Raw genomic sequence first — 21,200 nt, 5'->3', positions numbered from 1 at the left:
AGCGATCGGCGTAGTCGCGCGGGGCGACGACCGCGGTCGCGAGCCCACGGGCTCGCGCTCGCTCGAGGCCAGCCGCTTCGGCGCGGTGGCTGATCACCACGACGATCTTCGCCGGGATGTCGCCGCGCTCGCACCCTTCGGCAAGCGCCTCCATGTTGCTACCGCGTCCCGAGATCAACACGCCGATGCGTGCCAGCCGGGGAGCTGGAGCGCTCACACGGCACCTCCGTCCTCCGGCAAGACGCCGAGGTCGTAGGCCACTCCTCCGGTTCCTTCGACGATCTGCCCGATGACGAACGATCGCTGCTGTCGTGCCCTCAGGCCGCTCAGGAACTCCCCGAGCGCTTCCGGAGCGACGACGGCGATCATGCCGATCCCCATGTTGAAGACCCGCAGCATCTCCTCGAGCTCGACTCCGCCGAGACGCTCGAGCGCTTCGAAGATCGGCGAGATCTCCCAGCTCCCGTAGCGGATGTGGGCCTGGAGCCCGGCCGGCAGCACGCGCGGCAGGTTGTCGGTGATGCCGCCCCCGGTAATGTGGGCCAATGCATGCAATCCCGGACATCTCAGCAACGGACGCAGGGCGTCGAGATAGGAGAGGTGCGGCGCGAGGAGGATCTCTCCAACCGGGCGACGGTCATCGCACTCCGGAATGCGATCGCCGAGCCGCAGCCCCCGCTGCTCGAACAGGATCCGACGGGCCAGCGAGTATCCGTTCGTGTGCAGTCCGGCGGAAGGCAGGCCGACGAGGAGATCGCCCGCCCGCACCCGCGACCCGTCGAGGACGTGGGCACGATCGACGAGACCGACGACGAAGCCGACGAGCTCGTAGTCGCCCGGCTGGTAGAACCCCGGCATCTCCGCCGTCTCGCCGCCGAGCAGCGCGCAACCGTTCGCGCGGCAGCCGTTCGCGACCCCGCGCACCAGCTCCGCCAGGCGCTCCGGCTCGAGGACTCCCGATCCGACGTAGTCGAGGAAGAAGAGCGGCGCCGCTCCCTGCACCAGGATGTCGTTCACGCAATGGTTCACCAGGTCGCGGCCGACCGTGGAGTAATCCCCGGCCTGTCGCGCCACCGCGAGCTTGGTGCCCACACCGTCCGCCGAGGCGACCAGCACCGGCTCGCCCATTCCGCCGAGATCCGGGCGGAAGAGACCACCGAAGAGTCCGACGTCGGAAAGCACGCCGTCGGTAAAGGTGCTCCGCGCCAGGCGCTTGACTTCTTCGAGACCGCGCTCCTGGGCGTCGATGTCGACGCCTGCGGCCGCATAGGCGTTCTTCGTTCTCTTCACGTCGAAGGTCCTGGTCCACCGCGAACGTGCGGCCGCCGAAGGGATCTACTCCGCGGCGGAGGGTTGAGGGAAGAGCTCGGTCTGTCGCGTGTCACCCGGCCGGATCGGCACCGGATAACTTCCCGACCAGCAAGCCGTGCAGTAGCCGTCCGCCGGATTCGAGAGACTGGCCAGCAGGCCCTCGAGCGACAGGAATGCGAGGCTGTCGGCCTCGACGAACTCGCGAATCTCGGCCAGGGACTGTCGCGAGGCGATGAGCTCGCGTCGTCGCGGCGTGTCGATCCCGTAGTAGCAGGGCCACGCCGTCGGCGGCGAGGAGATACGAAGGTGGACCTCCGCCGCTCCGCCTTCTCGCATCATGCGAACGATCTTGCGCGAGGTCGTCCCGCGCACGATCGAGTCGTCGATGAGGACGATGCGCTTGCCGGCAATCATCTCGCGCACCGGGTTCAGCTTGACCTTGACGCCGAAATTCCGGATCGACTGCTTCGGCTCGATGAATGTCCGCCCGACGTAGTGGTTGCGTGTCAGGCCGAGCTCGAGCGGAATTCCGGACTCGCGGCTGTAGCCGAGCGCCGCGTAGAGGCCGCTGTCCGGCACCGGGACCACCGCCTCGGCCGGCGCTGGCGACTCGCGGGCGAGCTGCGCTCCGAGTCGGAGCCGGACGCTGGCCACCGAATCGCCGAACACGCGGCTGTCCGGACGGGCGAAGTAGACGTGCTCGAACGCGCAACTGCGCGCCGGCGGACGGACGCCGGCGAGGCGGTGAACCTCGATCTGTCCGTCGCGGACTTCGACGACTTCGCCCTGCTCGATCTCGCGCACGTTGCGTGCGCCGAGGAGGTCGAAGGCACAGCTCTCCGAGGCGAAGCAAGGTCGTCCGTCGAGCTCACCGAGCAGCAATGGACGGAAGCCGTGGCGGTCCCGCGCCGCGATCAGTCCGCCTTCGGTGAGCAGGAGCAGGGAAAAGGCCCCCTCGACCTGCTCGAGAGCCACCATCAGCGACTCAACCGCGTGGCGTCGCGGTTGTCGAGCCATCAGGTGCAGGATCACCTCGGTGTCGCTGGTGGTCTGGAAGATCGAGCCCTCGCGCTCGAGGTTCTGCCGCAGCTCTCCGGCGTTCGTCAGGTTCCCGTTGTGCACCAGCGCGAAGACTCCCATCGAGGTGCGGACGACGATCGGCTGCGCGTTGACCATGACGCTCGAGCCCGCCGTCGAATAGCGCGTGTGCCCGATGGCGCTCCTGCCGGGAAGCCGGCCGAGCGTGCCCTCGTCGAAGATGTCCGCGACGTGGCCCATGCCGCGTTCGGTGGCCATCGCCGACCCGCTCCACGCGGCGATGCCGGAGCTCTCCTGCCCGCGGTGCTGCAGGGAGTAGAGCCCCAGATAGGTCAGATTCGCCGCGTCGTCGTGGCCGTCGATTCCGAAGATGCCGCACATGGTCCGCTCGCTCCTGGATTCGCGGGCGCGCTCAGATGGCGAGCGCCGCTGGTAGCGCCGTGGCCCAGATCCGTTGCAGGTCGACCACCTCGGCCCGGAGGGTGAACCCGTCCGCTTCGATCCGCAGCTCGCCGCCTCCGACTTCGCCGGCTTCGAGAGCGGGGACACCGTGCGCCTGCGCCAGCTCGAGGACCCGATCGAGATGTCGGGACGAGGCGGCGACCAGCGCTCGTGCCTGCGTTTCCGAGAACAACGCCGGCGGAAGGAGCGGCACACGGAGCCGGGCCCCCAGTCCGCGTGCGAAGCAGCACTCCGCCGCGGCGACCGCGAGACCTCCCTCGGCGAGGTCGTGCGCTGTGTGCACCAGCCCCGCGGCGACCAGCGCCCGCAGGAGCTCGGCAAGGCGCCGTTCCGCTTCCAGATCGACCACCGGAGGCCGTCCCTGCTCGATCCCGTGCAACAGCCGCAGGTAGGCTGCGCCGCCGAACTCCGTCCGGTCGTGCCCCAACAGGACGATCCTGTCGCCGGGATCTCGAAATGCCGCTTCCGGCACATTGCCGAGCATCGGCACGACGCCGACCATCGCCACGGTCGGTGTCGGGTGAATCGAACGGCCCTCGGTGGTGTTGTAGAACGACACGTTGCCGGAGACGACGGGAACCTCGAGCGCACGACAGGCCTCGGCCATGCCCGTCACGCATTCGCGGAACTGCCACATCACCTCGGGGATCTCCGGGCTGCCGAAGTTCAGGCAGTCGGTCAGTCCGACCGGCTCGGCCCCGACACAGGCGAGGTTGCGCACGGCCTCCGCGACCGCCTGCGCACCACCACGACGCGGGTCCAGATAGCAGTACACCGGGTTCACGTCGCAGGTCATCGCCAGGCCGGTGGGCGTCCCCTTGAGCAGCAGGACCGCCGCGTCGCCCCCGGGGCCGGCCACGGTATTGGTTCGCACGGAATGGTCGTACTGGCGGAACACCCACTCCTTGCTGGCGAGCTCGGGCGTCGCCAGGAGCCGCCGCAGCGCGTCGGCGGGATCCCCCGACCAGGGGACCTCGGGAGCGGCCTGGCGAGCCGCGAGATCGGCGGGTTCGCAGCTCGGCCGATGGTAGAGCGGCGCCTGGTCGGTCAGCGGGCGGATCGGCAGGTCGGCGGCAGTGCTTCCGCCCTGCCGGATCACCGCCCGTCCGTCGCCGCTGATCTCGCCGATCGTCGCCACCTCCAGCCCCCAGCGCCGGAAGACCTTCGCGACGGCCTCCTCACGCCCCCGGCGCGCCACCAGCACCATGCGCTCCTGCGATTCCGAGAGCATGATCTCGTAGGCCGAGAGCCCGGGCTCGCGCAATGGCACGCGGTCGAGGTCGAGTCGCAGACCGACCCCCCCGCGCGAAGCCATTTCCAGAGCGGAGCTCGTCAGGCCGGCCGCCCCCATGTCCTGAATGGCCACGATTCCATCCACCCGCATCGCCTCGAGACAGGCCTCGAGGAGCACCTTTTCGGTGAACGGGTCGCCGACCTGCACGGTGGGCCGCTTCGCCTCGCTCTCGGAATCGAAGCTCTCCGAGGCCATCGTGGCCCCGTGGATGCCGTCGCGGCCGGTCCGCGAGCCCGCGTAGAGGACCGGGTTGCCGACGCCGCTCGCCCGGGCGTGGAAGATCTTCTCCCGCCGTGCGATGCCGAGGGCGAAGGCGTTGACCAGAATGTTGCCGTTGAAGCTCGGGTGGAAGCCGGTCTCGCCACCCACCGTCGGGATCCCGACGCAGTTGCCGTAGTCGCCGACGCCGCGCACCACGCCGTCGACGAGACTGCGCATGCGCGGCGCGTCGAGCTCGCCGAAGCGCAGAGAGTCCATGCAAGCGATCGGCCGCGCGCCCATGGTGAAGACGTCGCGCAGGATGCCGCCGACGCCGGTCGCCGCGCCCTGATAGGGCTCGATATAGCTCGGGTGGTTGTGGCTCTCGATCTTGAAGACCGCCACCCAGCCGTGCCCGATGTCGACGATCCCGGCGTTCTCGCCGGGCCCCTGCAGCACCCGGGGACCGCTGGTCGGGAACTCCTTGAGGTAGGCCCGCGACGACTTGTAGGAGCAGTGCTCCGACCAGAGCGCCGCCGTGATCCCCAGCTCGGTGAGCGTCGGCGTGCGGCCGAGCAGGGCGAGGAGTCTCTCGTACTCCTCCGACGACAGGCCGTGAGAGGCGGCAAGCGACGGGTCCACCGGGGGCTCCGCCTTCGTACTCACCTGGCACCTCCTGCCGCTGCCGTCGCTCCGACCACCGACGCGAACACGTCGAGGCCGTCGGTCGATCCCAGGACCTCCTCGCTGCAACGCTCGGGATGCGGCATCAGGCCGAGCACGTTCCCGGCCACATTGCAGACGCCGGCGATGCCGCGCGCCGAACCGTTGGGGTTCGACCGCTCGTCGACCTCGCCGAACGGCGAGCAGTAGCGGAAGACCACCTGCCGCTGTGCCTCGAGACGATCGAGCTCCGCCTCCCGGTCCTCGTAGTTTCCTTCCGCATGGGCGATCGGCATGCGCACGACCTGGCCGACACGGTAGCGCCGCGTGAACGGCAGGTCGGTGCGTTCGACCCGCAGGTTGACCTCCTTGCAGAGGAAGCGCAGGTCGCGGTTGCGCCGCATCGCCCCGGGCAGCAACCCGCTTTCGAGCAGGATCTGGAAGCCGTTGCAGATGCCGAGCACCAGGCCGCCCTTGGCCGCATGCTCGCGAATCGCCCCCATGACCGGCGAACGCGCGGCAAGCGCCCCGGCGCGCAGGTAGTCACCGTAGGAAAAGCCGCCCGGGAGAACGACGAAGTCCACCGCCTTGAGGCTCGAGTCCTGGTGCCAGAGGAAGGTGACCTCGGATTCCAGGACGTGCTTGAGGACATGGTAGACGTCGTGGTCGCAGTTGCTCCCCGGGAAGACGACGACGCCGCACCTCATGGCGCCTCCGCGCCCTCGAGCTCGATCTCGTAGTCCTCGACGACCGGGTTGGCGAACAGCTTGGCGGCCATCTGCCGCAGGCGCTCGCCGGCCTGCGTCGCGTCGGTCGTCGCCAGCTCGATCTCGAAGCTCTTGCCGGCGCGCACGTCGAGCACCTCCGCGAACCCCAGGCGGGTCAGCGCCTCGCGAATCGCCTTGCCTTGCGGATCGAGGATCTCGCGCCGCGGGTAAACCGTCACCTTCGCCTTCACGCAGTCACCTCCAGCCAGGAAGTCGGGGTGGATTGTTCGCTGAGAACCACCTCGCAGGACGCACCGAGCCGGTCGAGCTCCTCGCCGAGAGCCGCCGCGGCGAGCGCCGGGAGGTTGTTCGTCCGGGAAAGGTGGTAGGCCACGACATGGCGCAACCGCTCCCCGACGAGCTCGGCGAGGCCGTCGGCCGCCTGGCGGTTCGACAGATGGCCATGCCGCCCGGCCACGCGCTGTTTCAGCACCCAGGGATAGGGGCCGCTGCGCAGCATGTCGAGGTCGTGATTGGTCTCGAGCAACAGGAGATCGAGGTCTCGCAGCCGGCCCCAGGCGAGACGGCTCGGGCAGCCGAGGTCGGCGACCAACCCGAGCCGGCGGCCGGCTGCGTCCTCGACGACGAAGCCCACCGGCTCGCGCGCGTCGTGCGGGATGGCGAACGGTTCGACGGCGAACCCTGCCGCCTCGAACGGCTCACCCGATCGGATGCGGATGCCGGAGGCACAGAGCTCGGCCCCCGGTTCGCCGCCGGCGAACGTTCCCGCCGTGGCGTAGACCGGCAGACGGTGCCGCGAAGCGAGGCGCCGCGCGCCCCGCACATGGTCCTCGTGCTCGTGGGTCAGCAGCAGCGCGGACAGGGAGGCCGCCTCGACGCCGGCACCGCGCAGACGGTTTTCGATCTCGCGGCAGGAGAAGCCGGCATCGATGAGCAGCCGCTTGCCGCCGGACTCCACGAGAACGGCGTTGCCGCCACTTCCTGAGCCGAGGACGATTGCGCGCACAGACCGGGAACCTGGGAGATCCCGAAGGGCCGGGAACCGTCGGATGCTACCACCGCCCCTGCCGGGGCCGGGCAGGGGGTCGGGGCTCAGAAGTGATAGGTGCGGCCCTGCTCGAGGAAGTCCAGATCGGGGTTCTGCAGGCGCCGGACCTCCTCCTGGACCGCCTTGAGGCAAGTCGGCTTCAGGTGGTGGAGCAGGATCGGCACGCGACGATGGAGCTTGCGGAGCTCGCTCTCCAGCGTCGCGGGGGTCAGGTGCAGCGAAAGATCGGCGATTCGCTGCAGCGAGCTGTCGAAGCTCGTGTCGACACAGATCGCCTTGAGCCGCGTCAGGCCGTTGGCGATCTCCCAGAGCCGCTGCGTCGGACCCGTGTCGCTCGACCAGAGGAGGGCTGCGTCGCCCTGCTCGATGAGATAGCCGTGGGTCGGCACCAGGTGGTTGACCTGGATCGGCGTGAAGGTCACGCCGTCGACCACGAACGGCACCTCGTCGACCAGCTCGTGGAAACGCAAGGTCGGCAGGAGGTGGTTCGGCAGGCGGGTGAAATCCGGCCAGGTGTCGTTGTTGAACAGGTGCTTGCGCAGCGCGTAGATGGCCGCCGGCGAAGCGTAGATGTCGACCGCGTCACGCAGCTTGCCGAAGACGTTCTCGATGAAGAACGGCAGTGAGCTGGTGTGGTCCATGTGCGAGTGCGACAGCACGATGGAGTGGACGGCGCGTTGTCGCTCGATCGGCAGCACCTGCGAGAGCGAGCCCGCGTCGAGGGCGATGCCGTCGTTGATCAGCAGGCAGGTCATCCTGCAGTCGACGCTCTCGCCGCCGAAGACACCGAGGGTTTCGATCTTCATCTAGACACGGCACTTTACTCCGCCGACCCGGATTCGGACAAGGAGCCAAGCAACAGCTCGCCCTCGGCGACGGTGAACTCGCCGCGCTCGAAAAGCCGGCGGAACGCCGCGACCACCTCCCCCGCATGCTGCAAGCCGGCATGGCGGTCGATCTCGGCGAACGCCGCCGCCGGGGCCATCCCGCGACGGTAGGGGCGGTCGGTCGTCATCGCGTCGTAGGTGTCGGCGACGGCGATGATCCGGGCGACGAGCGGGATCGCTTCGGCCCCGAGCCCGTCGGGGTAGCCCGCGCCGTCCAACCGCTCGTGGTGGCTGCGCACCGCCGGGATCAGCGCTCGCAGCCCGCGCACCCGGGAGACGATCTCCGCCCCGTCGAGCGTGTGCCGCTTCATCACCTCGAACTCGCCGCGGTCGAGCGGCGCGGGCTTGCGCAACACCTCGTCCGGGATGGCGATCTTGCCGACGTCGTGGAGCGTCGCCCCGAGGCGCAACTGCTCGAGCTCGGAACGCGAAAGCCCCATCTCGCGGCCGAGCAGCAGCGAATAGACGACGACCCGGCGGACGTGGCCACCGGTGTACGGGTCCCGCTTCTCGATCGCCTCGGCGAGCGCCGTCACCGTCTCGACGAACTGCCGCTTCTGCGCCGCATAGAGGCGGGCGTTGTCGAGGGCGTGGGCGAGCGGACCGGCGAAGAGGCGCAGCCGGCGCAGGTCGTCCTCGGTGAACGCCGCGCGCTCGAGGGGATTGAGGAGCTGGAGCACGCCGATGACGCGCCCGTGCGCGACGAGCGGAACGGCGAGGATCGCTCGCGTGCAGAACTCCTCGGCCGGATCGCCGCGCCAGCGTGGATCGTTCTCGACGTCGTTGACCAGCTCGGCCCGGCCGCTCGCCGCCACCGCCCCGACGATCCCCGTCCCGAGCGGCACCCGAAGCCCACGGATCTCGCCGGCTACCCGCCCGCGAACGACGCGGAAGAAGAGCTCGGAGCGCTCCTCGTCGAGCTCCCAGATCGAGCTGGTCTCCGCGCGGCAGAGCTCCTCGGCCTTCTCCAGCGCGAGCGACAAGACCCGGAGCGGATCGAGGCTCCCGGCCAGCTCGACGCCGATCTCGAGCAGCGCCTCGTACTCGGCGAGGCGGCGCTCGAGCTCGCCGACGAGCCCGGGCTCAGAATCCGGTCCCGATCCAGAACGAGGTGCGGAATCCACCCGCGGTCGACTCCTTGAAGTCCCACTGCTTGGCGAAGTCCCAGTTGAGGTCGAGACCGGCGAACTTGACGGTGACACCCCAGCCGTAGGAGGAGACGGCGTCCTGCAACCGGTTCTCGTCCCCGTTCCAGAAGGTGAAGCCCTGCCCGGCATAGTCGAACCAGGCGCCGCCGACGTCGAGGAAGATCCGCCCGCGGATGCTCTGGAAGCCGAAGATCGGCGTCGCCAGCACGTCGATCAGCGGGAAGCGGTACTCGAAGTTGGCGAAGAAGGCGCGATCGCCGACGAGCGAACGGAAGTCGAAGCCGCGGACCGTGTCGAGGCCGCCAAAGTAGTAGGGCGTCGGCACGTCGCCCCAGGAGGCACCGGCGAAGACCCGCAGCGACAGGTTGCTGCGCTCGGAAACCTGGATGTACTGCCGCAGGTCGAGGTCGGCGCTCGAGGTCAGCGTCCCGCCCCCGCCGCTGGTTTGCAGCGCGTAGGCCCCGCCGAGGCGCCACCGCCGACCGCTCACCGGCCCGTAGGAGGAGTACACCGCCGAGTCGCCGACCGCCGCCACCTCGACGAGCGGGAAGTTGTCGTCCCGCGGCTCGACCGAATAGACCAACTGGCCGGTCGCCGGGTCGACCACCAGTTGCTGGAAGTCGAGCTTGCGCATGATGTAGCCGACACCCGCTTCGACGCGGTGGTAGACGTCGATCGGGTACGAGATCGAGGCGACCGCTCCGGTCTGCTGGTAGGCGGCGCGGTCGCGAACGACCTGGCCGATTCTCTGGTCGACCGCGGTGTAGAACGTCCGGTCGTCGAACAGACGCACCGCCCAGCCCCAGCGCCGCCGCTGGTCGCTGTAGACGACGTCGAAGTTCGAGAAGCTCTCGATCGAGCTGAAGGCGGTGATCAGCCGGCGATCCCCCAGATAGTCGCTGAAGGAGAGGTAGGTGTACCCGAGGAAGGTCTGGTCGTCGGTGACGCCGACGTAGGCGCCGCCGTCTTCGAGGAAGAGCTTGAAACCGCCGTACTTCGACTTGTTCGCCTCGTCGAGCGTCACCTGGATGTCCGGCTCGAACTTCGGCAGCTCGGCCGGCGCCGCGGCGACGACCGGCAGATCGACCTTCGTCGGCTTGCCGACAGGGTTGTCGAGATCGGTCACGTAGAGGTCGAAGCGACCGCGCCAGTAGCCGGTGTAGACGAGCTCTTCGCCGCCCTCCGGGGTCACCAGGACGGTCGGCATGAAGCAACCGGTCACGGCGTTGGTGTACTGACGCAGCTCCCCGGTGCCGAGGTCCAGGCCGAAGATGTTGTCGGCGCCCGAGCGGTCCGAGGTGAAGTAGAGACGCTTGCCGTCGGGAGAAAAGATCGCGTCCTTGTCGTTCCACGCCCCTTCCGACAGGCGATAGCGCTTGCCGTCGGCCAGGTCGAGGCGGAAGAGCTGGGCGTGCTCACCGGCCACCACGGAGCTGTAGACGATCGACTTGCCGTCCGGCGAGTAGGTGGGCGAGCCGTCGAAGAGATCGTCGTTGGTCAGATTGCTCACCGTGCCGGACGCCAGATCGAGCGTGAAGAGGTCGAACCGCCCCTTCAGGTTGCCCGAGAAGGCGATCGTCTTGCCGTCCGGACTGAACGCCGGGGCGTGCTGCTGCTCGACGTCCATGTCGATCACCCGCTCCACCTTGCGACCGAGCACGTCGATCAGCACCAGGCTGCGCCCCTTCTCGCGCTTGGCGAAGACCGCCACCCGGTTGCCGTCGGGGGAGAAGGCGAGATCGCGGCCCATCCGCGCCCCGGTGGTGACGAACTGCGAGACCAGGTACTGATAGTCGCTCGAGAAGCCCTTGGTGAGGTTGGTGACCAGACGCCGCTTGCGCGCATCGAAGAGCACGATGTCGAGGTCGCCGTGCAGCGTCGAGAAGGTGGCGACGAGGTCGCCCGACGGGGAGGCCGTCGGCGAGATCGTCTGCGCCGTCTCACCCTCCTCGTAGCGGAAGCGGCGGCCGAAATCGGACGGCTCGCCGGTCGCCACCAGCTCGGGCAGGTACTGCTTGCGCAACCAGCGGCGATACTCGGTGTCGAAGTCCTCGGGCTCGATGCGGAACCCGCGCTCGATCGCCTTCTCCACTCGACCGCCGAGCGTGTTGCGGAATTCGTAGACGAAGTCGCGGAAGCCCTCCTTGCCCCAGCGGCTTTCGATGAAATCGAACGCCGCATGTCCGAACCGGTAGGCGAAGAAGCCCGAGACACCGCGCTCGAGGATCGACGGGATCGTGTCGTTGACCACCGCGTCGCGCAGGAACATGCGGTCCGAGGTGCCTTCGTCCTTGGCCATGTAGCTGGCCATCCCCTCCATCACCCACTGCGGCACGCCGATGCCCCGGGTGACGCCCCCCTGGAAGAGGATGTCGTACTGGAAGATGTGGGTCAGCTCGTGCGTGACGAGCTGGAAGAGCTCTCCTTCCGGCAGGTCGATGGGCAGGACCATCCGGTTGCGCACCGGGCTGGCGAAGGCGCCGATCCCTTCGGGGATGAAGTTCTGGATGATGTTGTTCTGCTCGAAGGCCGAGTGCGTGGCGTAGAAGATCAGCGGCGTCGGCTTCTGGATCTGGTGATCGAAGTCCCGCGACAGGCGGTCGTAGGCGCTCTCCGCCATCGACACCACCTTCTCCAAGAGCTCGGCCTCCTCGGCGTAGTAGTACACGTCGAAGTGCGGCGAGTGGTAGATCTGCCACTTGAACTCGCGATACTGGATCTTGTTCTTGCCGAACGAGGTCCCGTAGTCCTGGGCCGCGGCGCCGGTGGCGCCGATCGCCGCGAGGGTCAGCCCGGCGAGCGCCAGGCGCGTCAGCCACTTGCTCTTCGGCACGGGGGGCTCCTTTCCGTCAGTCGGTCAGCAGGACGCGCGAAGCCTCGATCGTCTTCTGGGCGAAGACGCCGACGATCCGGTCCTCGAGCGAGTACAGGTTCTCGAACATCCCCTTGAGCGGGTCGGCCTTCTCGCCCTCGAGCTGTTTGAAGTCCTTGAAGTTGTCGGTGTAGAGCAGCTCGCCGGTGCGGCCGTCGTAGACCTGCAGCACGATGTCGTACTCGAAACCGGTCTGCTCGACCAGCACCTGGCGGTAGTAGGTGCGGCCGTCGAACGGCGAGACGTACTCCTCGGTGCGATAGCCGCTGCGATCCTGGACGTCGAAGTCCAGGCTCCCCGAAAGCAGCAGGTCGGCCTGCAGGCGTTCGCCGAGCGCCCGCCAGAAATCGCGGTTGCGCGACAAGACGCCGAGCTCGAAGCTCGGGTAGTCGATACGGCCGGACTCGACCACCTTGAGCTCGGTGTCGCGGCGCAGGAGCTTGACGAGATGCCGCTCGAATTCGCCCTGGACGTCGACACCCGACTCGGACTGCCGCGCCGCGCCTTCACGGCCGATGGTGATGAACGGGGCGAGCGCCACCGTGCGGCGACCGCCGAGGTCGATCTTCGCCCGCACCGGGAGCTTGATCTTGACCTCGACCGTGCCGGCGGCGAGCGGCGAGGCGAGCAACGCGAGGACGAAAAGGGCCCGGACGGGGGCCGGAAGTCGCATGGCGAACCTCCTCGGGGGATCGAGCAACGGCGCGGGAGAACGGCTCTCCGACACGACGTCGCCTCAGGAGCCGCTGGACGGCGCGGCAGGGGTCGGCGTCGCGGTCGGCGTCGCGGACGGCTGGGCTTCCGTCACCGCGGGCTTGGCAGCCTTCGGGCGGAAGCTCTGGTAGAACTCGACGAAGCGCGCGTAGTTCTGCTTGGCCTGGCGGCTGCCCGGCTCGACCTTGAGCGCCGCGCGGTAGGCCTCGAGCGCGTCCTCGAACCGGCCGACGGCCTCGTAGGCCACCGCCAGGTCGTTGAGGATGCGGAAATTGTCGGGGGAGAGCCGCCGTGCCGCCTCGAAGCGGAAGACCGCCTCGTTCCAGAGGCCGCGTCGGGCCATGTCGATGCCGAATCCGAGTTGGGAGCGAGCCTCGGCCGCAGGCCGGCTCGCGCCACCGGAGACGAACGCCACGGCGAGGAGAAGTGCGGCGAAGCCAATCGACCGGCTCGGGCTCATCGCGTCGATTCCTTTCCGGCGGGAACGGGCCGGGCGCGCAGTATATACCCGGCTTTCGGGGCCTCAGGTGCGAGATTCGGCACCCCGTTGACGTCCTTCTCTTCCGACCAGGAGAGTCCGACTCGATGCCGCCCCCGACACCTCGCGAGCTCGCCCTCGCGCTCAACGCCTCACCCTCCGTGCCGCGCGCCGCCGCCTGCCTGCTCGCCGGATGTCTCGACGAATGGATGGAGGCCGCGGAGGCGGATTCCTCGCGACTCTCGCGTCGACTCGGCGTCTCCCCGCGAGCGCTGGCCGCCGCTCTGGCCCTGCGAGAGCGCGCCGCCGAGCTCGCTGGGCGGGAGACCGCCGCCGCAACACGCGAGGGCGCCCGCACCCTCGTCCGCGGCGACGCCGACTACCCCGAGTCGCTTCTCCATCTCTCGCTTCCCCCGCCAGCGCTCTACTGCCTCGGTGAGCTGCCGACCGGGCCGGCGGTCGCGATCGTCGGCTCCCGCCGCGCCGAGAGCTGGGCCCTCGAGGCAGCGCGCTGGCTGGGTCACGAGCTTGCCGCCGCCGGGGTCCTGGTGGTCTCCGGCCTGGCCCTCGGCGTGGACGCGTCCGCCCATCGCGGCGCGCTCGCCGCCAACGGCGGTCGCACCGTCGCGGTGCTCGGCTGCGGCCTGGCGATCGACTACCCCCGCGGTCATCGGGCGCTGGCGCGCGAGATCGCCGCGAGCGGTGCTGTCGTCTCCGAGTTCCCGCCCCACACCCCACCCGAGCCCTGGCGCTTCCCGGTGCGGAACCGCCTGATCGCCGCGCTCGCCGCCGGCGTGGTCGTCGTTTCGGCCGTGCCGCGCTCGGGCTCGCTGGTCACGGCGCGCCTGGCGCTCGAGCTGGGGCGCGAGGTGATGGCCTTGCCGGCACGCATCTTCGACGAGACCGGCCTCGGCACCAACGCCCTGCTGCGCGACGGCGCGACGCTGGTTCGCCACCCCGACGACGTCCTGCAGGCGCTCGGCCTCGATCGCCCGGCCGCGGCGTCCGCCCCCCGACCGCGCCGCGACGGCGAGCCTGACGGCCCGGCCAACCCGCTGGTCGCCCTGCTCGCCGCGGGAGGGCCGGTCGAGCTCGACGCCCTCGCTGCCGCCGCCGGCCGTCCGGTCGACGAGCTCCTCGGCGAGCTGCTCGAGCTCGAGCTCTCCGGCCGGGTCCGCCGCCTTCCCGGCCCCCGGTTCGAGGTCTTGCGATGAACGACGACCCGCCGCCCGGCGGCCCCGGCCGGGCCGCTTCGCTCCTCCCGTCGGTTGCCAGCCGGCCGGACGGGTGCTACCCTCGCCGACCCTGCCGTCCCGCCAGGTAGCCTCCAGGCGATTCCTGAACGATTCCGCGAGAGCGAGCCCCAAGTGGCGAAGAACCTCATCATCGTCGAGAGCCCCGCGAAGACCCGGACGCTGCGCAAATTCCTCGGTCGAGACTGGGCCGTCGAAGCGTCGGTCGGCCACATCCGCGACCTGCCCAAGAAGGACATGGGTCTCGGGGTCGACTTCGAGCCGAAGTACGCCGTGCTCGCCGACAAGAAGGACGTGGTCAAGCGCCTGCGCGAGGCGGCCAAGAAGGCCCAGACGGTCTACCTCGCCCCCGACCCGGATCGCGAAGGGGAGGCGATCGCCTGGCACATCGCCGAGGTGCTCGACAGCGCCGGCAAGGAGGTGCATCGCGTCACCTTCAACGAGATCACCAAGCGCGCCGTCCTCCAGGCCCTCGCCGAACCCGGCGTGATCGACCAGCGCAAGGTCGACGCCCAGCAGGCGCGGCGCGTTCTCGATCGGCTGATGGGCTTCAAGCTCTCGCCACTGCTCTGGGACAAGGTCAAGCGCGGGCTCTCCGCCGGACGGGTGCAGTCGGTGGCGCTCAAGATGGTCTGCGAGCGCCAGGACGAGATCGAGGCCTTCGTTCCGGTCGAGTACTGGGTGCTGGGGGCCGAGCTCGCCGCCGGCACGCCGCCGACCTTCCTTGCCCGGCTCCACCAGATCAAGGGGAAGAAGGCGGAGGTCGGCGACGCCGCCACCGCCGGCAAGGTCGCCGCAGCGTTCGAGAAGGGGCCGTTCAAGGTCACCGCGATCGAGCGCAAGGAGTCCAAGCAGCGGCCCTCGCCGCCGTTCATCACCAGCCGCCTGCAGCAGGAGGCGGCGCGGCGCTACGGCTTCTCGGTGAAGCGCACGATGGCGCTCGCCCAGGGGCTCTACGAAGGGCGCGAGATCGGCGATCGCGGACAGCTCGGCCTGATCACCTACATGCGAACCGACTCCACGCGCATCGCCGACGAGGCGATCGTCGCCGTGCGCGAAGCGATCGCCGCGACCTACGGCGCCGACAAGCTGCCGGAGAAGCCCAACTTCTACTCCTCGAAGAAGGGGGCGCAGGACGCCCACGAGGCGATCCGCCCCACCTATTTCGACCTGCCGCCGGAGAGCGTCGCCGGCTACCTCTCGGCCGACGAGCTCAAGCTCTACCGGCTGATCTGGGACCGCTTCGTCGCCAGCCAGATGCTGCCGGCGATCTTCGACGTGACGCGCGTCGACGTCGGGTGCGGCCCCTACACCCTGCGCGCCACCGGCAAGGTGCTGAAGAGCGCCGGTTTCCTCGCTGTCTATCGCGAAGTCGAAGAGGGCAACGGCGACGGCGAGGAGGGCGGGAAGGGCGAGGCCAAAGAGGACGCCAAAGAAGACGCGATGCTGCCGGCGCTCGTCGAAGGCCAGGAGCTGCGTCTCGTCCGCGTCGAGAAGGAGCAGAAGTTCACCCAGCCGCCCGCCCAGTACAGCGAAGCGACGCTGGTCAAGGCGCTCGAGGAGAACGGCATCGGCCGGCCGTCGACCTACGCCTCGATCCTCTCCACGCTGACCGACCGGGAGTACGTCGCCAAGGTCGAGGCGCGCTTCCGCCCGAGCCCGCTCGGTCGCCTGGTCAACAAGCTGCTGCAAGGCGGCTTCGCCGACGTGCTCAACGAGCGCTACACCGCCCAGCTCGAGGAGGAGCTCGACAAGATCGAGGAGGGCGGCATGCCGTGGAAGCAGGCGGTGCGCGAGTTCGACGAGAAGTTCGACCGCGACCTCGCCACGGCGGGCGAGAAGATGCCCAACGTCAAGCGCGACGGGTTGCCGACCGACGAATCGTGCCCGAAGTGCGGTGCGCCGCTGGTCGTGCGCTTCGGCCGCTACGGCGCCTTCGTCGGCTGCAGCAACTACCGCGCCGAGCCGCCGTGCGACTACACCCGCGACCTCGAGCCGAAGGCCGAGTCCGAGGCGCCCGCCGAGGAGATCGCCCCCTGCGAGAAGTGCGGCAAGCCGATGGCGATGCGGCGCAGTCGCTTCGGGGTCTTTCTCGGCTGCACCGGCTACCCGGAGTGCAAGAACATCCGCAAGACCGGCCCCAAGGCCGAGCCGCCGAAGGAGACCGGCGTGGGCTGTCCCCAGTGCAACGAGGGCACCATGCTCGAGAAGAAGTCCCGGCGCGGCAAGATCTTCTTCAGCTGCTCGCGCTACCCGGCCTGCGACTTCGCCCTCTGGGATCGGCCGGTGCCGCAGCCCTGCCCGCGCTGCGGCGCCCCCTACCTCGTCGAGAAGACCTCGAAGCGCAAGGGCTCGCGCCTGATCTGCACACGCGAGGGCTGCGGCTACGAGGAAGAGATCGCCGAGGCAAGTTGAGCCGGGCGCTCCCGGAGTCTCTGCCGTGAACGACCCCCGCGCGAAGCTCGTCGACCGTCTGCTCCCGGCGCTGCGGCACGAGCTCTTCCCGCGCGCGCTCGACGGCGGCAAACCGCCGCTGGCGCGCCGCGTTTTCGTCAACCGCAACCTGCGGCTCGACAAGATCCGCTTCATCGGCTTCGACCTCGACTGGACGCTCGCCGACTACGACCGCGCCGAGCTCGACCCGTTGACGTTCGAGCTCGCCCGCACCTTCCTCGTCGAGCAGGTCGGTTACCCGGCGGCCGTTCGCCAGGCCGAGTTCCGGCCCGGTTTCCCGCGTCGCGGCCTGATCGTCGATCGGCAGGTCGGCACGGTGCTCAAGATGAACCGGCACCGCTACGTCGGGCGGGCCTACCTCGGCCGCACGCGCCTGGCCTCCGACGACCGCTTCCAGTACTACCGGCTCGAGCCGATCGACCTGTCGAGCGACCGCTACTACCGCGTCGACACGCTCTTCGAGCTGCCCGAGGTCAACCTCTTCACCGAGCTCGTCGAGCTCGGCCGGCGCGATCCGGCGCTGGTGCTCGGTCGCGGGCCGCAGACGATCTTCGACGACGTGCGCCATGCCGTCGACTCGATTCACGCCAACGGCTGGCTGAAGTCCCGGATCACCGCCGACCTCGCGCGCTTCATTCAGCGCGACGACGAGCTGCCCCTGGCGCTCGCCCGTCTCGCCCTGAGCGGGCGGCGACTCTTCCTGGTCACCAACTCTGACTGGGCCTACACCGAGGCGCTCTGCTCCCACCTCTTCGACGGCTCGCTGCCGGGCCTCGGGAGCTGGCGCGAGCTGTTCGACCTGGTCGTCGCGTCGGCGGGGAAACCCGGGTTCTTTCGCGCCGAGCGGCCGTTCGTGCCGATCGCCGCCGACGGTCGCGAGGGAGCCGAGGTCGCCGTCCCGGCCTGGGGCGGGGTCTACCGCGGCGGCTCCCGCGAGGGGCTGATGAGCCTCTTCGACGCCCCCGGCGAGCAGGTCCTCTACGTCGGCGACCACATCTACAGCGACATCCTCACCTCGAAGCGGCGCAACACCTGGCGCACGGCGCTCGTCGTGCGCGAGCTCGAGGAGGAGCTCGAGACCGGCAGCCGCGTCGCCGACGACACGCGCCACCTCTCGGCGCTGCGCGAGGAGCTCTCCGACCTCGGACGCCGGATGGACGACCTGCGCGACGTGGTCACCATCGCCCACCGCCTCGGCGAGGACAACCACGGGGCGCACGACGCCGCCGAGCGGCTCGAGGCGTTGAAGAGCCAGCACCGCACGCTGCGGCAGCGCTCGGGCGAGCTGCAGGAGCGCATCTCGCGCCGCTTCCACCCCATCTGGGGCTCGCTCTTCAAGCAGGGGAGCAACCGCTCGCTCTTTGCCGCCCAGGTCGCCGAGTTCGCCTGCATCTACACCTCGCGGGTCAGCAACTTCGCCCACTACGGCACCGACCACTACTTCCGCGTCGTCGAGGACCCGGTCACCCACGACCTGCCGAGCTGACCGGGCGAAACCGGACCAGCCGCTAGAATCGCCCTCGTGTCGCACCCCGTGCACGTCGTCGGCGCCGGCTTCGCCGGTTGCGAGTGCGCCTGGCAGCTCGCCCGCCGCGGCGTCAGCGTCGTGCTGCACGAGATGCGCCCGCACCGCTCGACGCCGGCTCACAAGACCGGCGACTTCGCCGAGCTGGTCTGCTCGAACTCGTTGCGCAGCGACGACCCCGAGCACGCCGCGGGGCTGCTCAAGCGGGAGATGGCGGCACTCGGCTCGCTGGTCATCGCCGCGGCCCGCGACGCCGCGGTTCCGGCCGGCTCGGCGCTGGCCGTCGACCGCGAGCGCTTCTCGCAGGCGGTCACCGCGGCGCTCGCCGAGCACCCGTGGATCGAGGTGCGGCGCGAGGAGGTCGACGAGCTGCCGGAGGGAGACGTCGTCGTCGCCACCGGCCCGCTCACCTCCGACGCGATGGCCGCCCGGCTCGCCGCGCTGCTCGGCAGCGCCCATCTCTACTTCTACGACGCCATCGCGCCGATCCTCGAGGGCGAGTCGCTCGACTTCTCGCGTCTCTTCTGGGGCTCGCGCTACGGCAAGGGCGACGGCGAGGACTACCTCAACTCGCCGCTCGACCGCGAGCGGTATCGCGCCTTTCGCGAGGCCATTCTCGCCGCCGAGACGCTGCCCCTCCACGAGTTCGAGCAGGCACTTTTCTTCGAGGGCTGCCTGCCGATCGAGGAGCTCGCCCGGCGCGGCGAGGACACGCTGCGCTACGGCCCGATGAAGCCGGTCGGCCTGCGCGGCCCGGACGGGCGCCGCCCCTGGGCGGTCGTCCAGCTGCGCCAGGAGAACCTGGCCAGGACCCAGTACAACCTGGTCGGATTCCAGTCGCGGATGAAGTGGGCCGACCAGACGCGCGTCTTCCGGATGCTCCCCGGGCTCGAGCAGGCCGAGTTCGTGCGGCTCGGGCAGATTCATCGCAACACCTTCGTCAACTCGCCGCGCCACCTCGACGCGCTCTATCGTCTGCGCCCCGAGCCGCGCCTGCGGCTCGCCGGCCAGATCACCGGCGTCGAGGGCTACCTCGAGTCGGCGGCCACCGGGCTGCTCGCCGGCCTGTACCTGGCGCTCGAGCGCTCCGCTCGCGTGGTCGAACCGCTGCCGGCGACGACGGCGCTCGGCTCGCTCGCCCGCCACCTGACCGAATCCGACCCCGACCGCTTCCAGCCGGCCAACGTCAACTACGGCAGCTTCCCCCCGCTCGACCCCGAGCCGAAAAAGCTCGAGCGCCGCGCCGCCTACGCCGCGCGCGCCCGCCGCGACCTCGCCGGGTGGGCCGCACGGCACGGCCTGCCGCCGACGCCGCCGGAGCTCTGACGTGCGCGCGCTCGTCGTTCGCTACCTCGAGCACCTCGATCGCGAGCGCAACTGCTCGCCGCACACGCTGCGCGCCTACGCCGGAGACCTCGAGCGGTTCGTCGTCTTTCTCGGCGAGTACCTCGGCTGCGAGCCGCGGGCGATCGACCCGGCGACGCTCGACGCCGCGGCCGTGCGCTCCTTCCTCGCCTGGCTCTCGCGTCGCGGCACCGCCAAGCGCAGCCAGGGGCGGGCGCTCGCCGCGGTGCGCGGCCTCTTCCGCTGGGCGACGCGCGAGGGCGTGCTTGCCGGCAACCCGGCCGCCGGCGTGCGCACTCCGAAGGCGGGGCGGACGCTGCCCGAGCACCTCCGGCCGGGAGAGATCGAGGCGCTCCTCGCCGCACCCGAGGGAGACGAGCCGCTCTCGCGGCGCGACCGGGCGATGCTCGAGCTGCTCTACGCCACCGGGCTGCGCGTCTCCGAGCTCGTCAGCCTCGACTGGGGCGACCTCGACCTGCGCGCTCGCGTGCTGCGGGTGATCGGCAAGGGTCGCAAGGAGCGCATGGTGCCGTTCGGCCGGCCGGCGCAGGCCGCGCTCGAGGCCTGGCGCGAAAGCTGGGGCGCCGTCGCCGCGCCCGGCAGCGAGGAGGAGCCGGTCTTCCTCAACGCCGGCGGCACGCGCCTCAGCGACCGGTCGGTGCGCCGTCTGCTCGACCGCCACGTCGAGGCGACGGCGCTCGCGCGCGGCGTGCACCCGCACGTGCTGCGGCACACCTTCGCCACCCATCTGCTCGAGGCCGGCGCCGATCTGCGTGCCATCCAGGAGTTGCTCGGCCACGAGTCGCTCTCCACCACCCAGCGTTACACCCACGTCGACCTCGAGCGACTGCTCGCCGTCTACCGCGACGCCCATCCGCGCGCCAGGGGAGAAGGCCGATGACCTCCACCGCCGTCCGACTCGCCCTCGTCACGCACGCCGGCCTTCCCGACCTCGACCCGGACGATCGCGCGCTGCCCGCCGTCTTCGCCGCCGCCGGCGCGACCGCCGAGATCGCCGTCTGGGACGACCCGCGGGTCGACTGGAGCCGCTTCGACGCCGTCCTCCTGCGCTCGCCGTGGGACTACTTCCGCAAGCTTCCGGCGTTCCTCGCCTGGGGCGAGCAGGTGGCGGCGAGGAGCCGACTCTTCAACCCCTGGCCGCTGGTGCGCTGGAACCTCGACAAGCGCTACCTCGTCGAGCTTGCCCGTCGCGGCGCACCGGTGGTGCCGACGGTGCTCGCCGAAGCCGGCGAGCGGCTCGACCTCGCCGCCCTGCTCGGCGCGCGCGGCTGGCGACGGGCGATCGTCAAGCCGGCCGTCTCGGCCGACTCCTGGGAGACCCACGCGGTCGACGACGCCTCGCTCGTCGACGGCCAGCGACAGCTCGACCGGCTGCTCGCCGAGCGCGCGATGCTCGTCCAGCCGTTTCTCGCGGCGGTGGAATCGCGCGGCGAGCGCTCGCTCGTCTTCCTCGACGGCGCCTTCTCGCATGCGATCCGCAAGAACGCCCTGACCCAGGGCGGGCGCTGGGCCGGCTTGCCCGAAGGGGTTCCCCTCGCGCCCGACCCCGACGAGCGCGACGCCGCCGAACGGATCCTCGCGCTCGCCTGCCCCGAGCCGCCGCTCTACGCGCGCGTCGACCTGCTGCGCGACGAGGCCGGCGAGCCGTGCCTGCTCGAGCTCGAGCTCGTCGAGCCGACGCTCTTCTTCGCCACCAGCCCGGGCAGCGCCGAGCGGTTCGCCGCCGCGCTCCTGCGCCGACTGGCGACCGCCGCGAGGTGAC

General features: G+C 70.1%; 18 protein-coding genes (1 of these 18 only partly in view). 6 read left to right on the top strand and 12 right to left on the bottom strand.

The window, feature by feature from the left end; all coding sequences use genetic code 11:
• The 12 genes from IPJ17_06240 to IPJ17_06185 form a co-directional block, all read right to left on the bottom strand.
• On the bottom strand, positions 1-196 hold the beginning of the coding sequence (locus IPJ17_06240) for a phosphoribosylglycinamide formyltransferase (GenBank protein QQR76102.1). The gene continues 440 nt to the left of window position 1, outside the view; the window shows 196 of its 636 coding nt (coding positions 1-196); its start codon is at positions 194-196; its stop codon lies beyond the left edge, outside the window.
• Between the two features lie 17 nt (positions 197-213).
• The gene (locus IPJ17_06235; protein ID QQR75179.1) at positions 214-1,290 is read right to left on the bottom strand and encodes a phosphoribosylformylglycinamidine cyclo-ligase; all 1,077 of its coding nucleotides are present in this window, start codon (positions 1,288-1,290) and stop codon (positions 214-216) included.
• A 45-nt stretch (positions 1,291-1,335) separates the two neighbouring features.
• The gene (locus tag IPJ17_06230) at positions 1,336-2,730 is read right to left on the bottom strand and encodes an amidophosphoribosyltransferase (protein ID QQR75178.1); all 1,395 of its coding nucleotides are present in this window, start codon (positions 2,728-2,730) and stop codon (positions 1,336-1,338) included.
• Positions 2,731-2,761: 31 nt separating this feature from the next.
• Positions 2,762-4,969, bottom strand: coding sequence for a phosphoribosylformylglycinamidine synthase subunit PurL (purL, locus tag IPJ17_06225; protein ID QQR75177.1), 2,208 nt, complete (start codon positions 4,967-4,969; stop codon positions 2,762-2,764).
• Positions 4,966-5,673 carry a phosphoribosylformylglycinamidine synthase subunit PurQ gene (gene purQ / locus IPJ17_06220; GenBank protein QQR75176.1) on the bottom strand — a complete coding sequence of 236 codons (708 nt, stop codon included), beginning with the start codon at positions 5,671-5,673 and terminating at the stop codon, positions 4,966-4,968. Before purQ ends, purL begins: the two co-directional genes overlap by 4 nt.
• Positions 5,670-5,924: a phosphoribosylformylglycinamidine synthase subunit PurS gene (gene purS, locus IPJ17_06215; protein QQR75175.1), complete on the bottom strand. Its 255-nt coding sequence runs from the start codon at positions 5,922-5,924 to the stop codon at positions 5,670-5,672. The genes purQ and purS overlap by 4 nt, the downstream gene beginning before the upstream one ends.
• A complete protein-coding gene (locus tag IPJ17_06210; protein ID QQR75174.1) occupies positions 5,921-6,700 on the bottom strand; it encodes an MBL fold metallo-hydrolase in 780 nt (259 codons plus the stop codon). Before IPJ17_06210 ends, purS begins: the two co-directional genes overlap by 4 nt.
• A gap of 86 nt (positions 6,701-6,786) precedes the next feature.
• Entirely contained in the window at positions 6,787-7,548 is a 762-nt protein-coding gene (locus tag IPJ17_06205) for a 3',5'-cyclic-nucleotide phosphodiesterase (GenBank protein ID QQR75173.1), read from the bottom strand.
• 14 nt (positions 7,549-7,562) lie between these two features.
• On the bottom strand, positions 7,563-8,753 hold the full coding sequence (locus tag IPJ17_06200; protein QQR75172.1) for a GAF domain-containing protein: 1,191 nt from the start codon (positions 8,751-8,753) through the stop codon (positions 7,563-7,565).
• Positions 8,713-11,610, bottom strand: a complete 2,898-nt coding sequence (locus tag IPJ17_06195; GenBank protein QQR75171.1) for a PD40 domain-containing protein — start codon at positions 11,608-11,610, stop codon at positions 8,713-8,715. The genes IPJ17_06200 and IPJ17_06195 overlap by 41 nt, the downstream gene beginning before the upstream one ends.
• 16 nt (positions 11,611-11,626) lie before the next feature.
• The gene (locus IPJ17_06190; GenBank protein QQR75170.1) at positions 11,627-12,322 is read right to left on the bottom strand and encodes a hypothetical protein; all 696 of its coding nucleotides are present in this window, start codon (positions 12,320-12,322) and stop codon (positions 11,627-11,629) included.
• A 63-nt stretch (positions 12,323-12,385) separates the two neighbouring features.
• On the bottom strand, positions 12,386-12,823 hold the full coding sequence (locus IPJ17_06185; GenBank protein ID QQR75169.1) for a tetratricopeptide repeat protein: 438 nt from the start codon (positions 12,821-12,823) through the stop codon (positions 12,386-12,388).
• 125 nt (positions 12,824-12,948) lie between these two features.
• Here IPJ17_06185 and dprA point away from each other — a divergent pair, with 125 nt between their 5' ends.
• The 6 genes from dprA to IPJ17_06155 all read left to right on the top strand — a co-directional run bounded on the left by dprA (position 12,949) and on the right by IPJ17_06155 (position 21,199).
• The gene (dprA, locus tag IPJ17_06180) at positions 12,949-14,055 is read left to right on the top strand and encodes a DNA-protecting protein DprA (GenBank protein QQR75168.1); all 1,107 of its coding nucleotides are present in this window, start codon (positions 12,949-12,951) and stop codon (positions 14,053-14,055) included.
• 153 nt (positions 14,056-14,208) lie between these two features.
• Entirely contained in the window at positions 14,209-16,509 is a 2,301-nt protein-coding gene (gene topA / locus IPJ17_06175; protein QQR75167.1) for a type I DNA topoisomerase, read from the top strand.
• Between the two features lie 25 nt (positions 16,510-16,534).
• Positions 16,535-18,034, top strand: a complete 1,500-nt coding sequence (locus IPJ17_06170; GenBank protein ID QQR75166.1) for an HAD-IG family 5'-nucleotidase — start codon at positions 16,535-16,537, stop codon at positions 18,032-18,034.
• Between the two features lie 36 nt (positions 18,035-18,070).
• Positions 18,071-19,399: a methylenetetrahydrofolate--tRNA-(uracil(54)-C(5))-methyltransferase (FADH(2)-oxidizing) TrmFO gene (trmFO, locus tag IPJ17_06165; GenBank protein QQR75165.1), complete on the top strand. Its 1,329-nt coding sequence runs from the start codon at positions 18,071-18,073 to the stop codon at positions 19,397-19,399.
• Position 19,400: 1 nt separating this feature from the next.
• On the top strand, positions 19,401-20,318 hold the full coding sequence (gene xerC / locus IPJ17_06160) for a tyrosine recombinase XerC (protein ID QQR75164.1): 918 nt from the start codon (positions 19,401-19,403) through the stop codon (positions 20,316-20,318).
• A complete protein-coding gene (locus IPJ17_06155) occupies positions 20,315-21,199 on the top strand; it encodes a hypothetical protein (GenBank protein QQR75163.1) in 885 nt (294 codons plus the stop codon). The genes xerC and IPJ17_06155 overlap by 4 nt, the downstream gene beginning before the upstream one ends.
• Position 21,200: the final 1 nt, after the last annotated feature.

The sequence above is a fragment of the Holophagales bacterium genome (genome assembly GCA_016699405.1).
Lineage (GTDB): Bacteria > Acidobacteriota > Thermoanaerobaculia > Multivoradales > JAGPDF01 > JAAYLR01.
Note: the sequence above shows the minus strand (reverse complement) of the source record. Positions and strands in the feature narration are given on the sequence as shown.

Excerpts from the sequence above, each read along its gene's own strand:
- IPJ17_06230 (QQR75178.1), bottom strand. The coding sequence starts at position 2,730 with ATGTGCGGCATCTTCGGAATCGACGGCCACGACGACGCGGCGAATCTG.
- purQ (QQR75176.1), bottom strand. The coding sequence starts at position 5,673 with ATGAGGTGCGGCGTCGTCGTCTTCCCGGGGAGCAACTGCGACCACGAC.
- IPJ17_06205 (QQR75173.1), bottom strand. The coding sequence starts at position 7,548 with ATGAAGATCGAAACCCTCGGTGTCTTCGGCGGCGAGAGCGTCGACTGC.
- IPJ17_06190 (QQR75170.1), bottom strand. The coding sequence starts at position 12,322 with ATGCGACTTCCGGCCCCCGTCCGGGCCCTTTTCGTCCTCGCGTTGCTC.
- IPJ17_06185 (QQR75169.1), bottom strand. The coding sequence starts at position 12,823 with ATGAGCCCGAGCCGGTCGATTGGCTTCGCCGCACTTCTCCTCGCCGTG.
- dprA (QQR75168.1), top strand. The coding sequence starts at position 12,949 with ATGCCGCCCCCGACACCTCGCGAGCTCGCCCTCGCGCTCAACGCCTCA.
- IPJ17_06155 (QQR75163.1), top strand. The coding sequence starts at position 20,315 with ATGACCTCCACCGCCGTCCGACTCGCCCTCGTCACGCACGCCGGCCTT.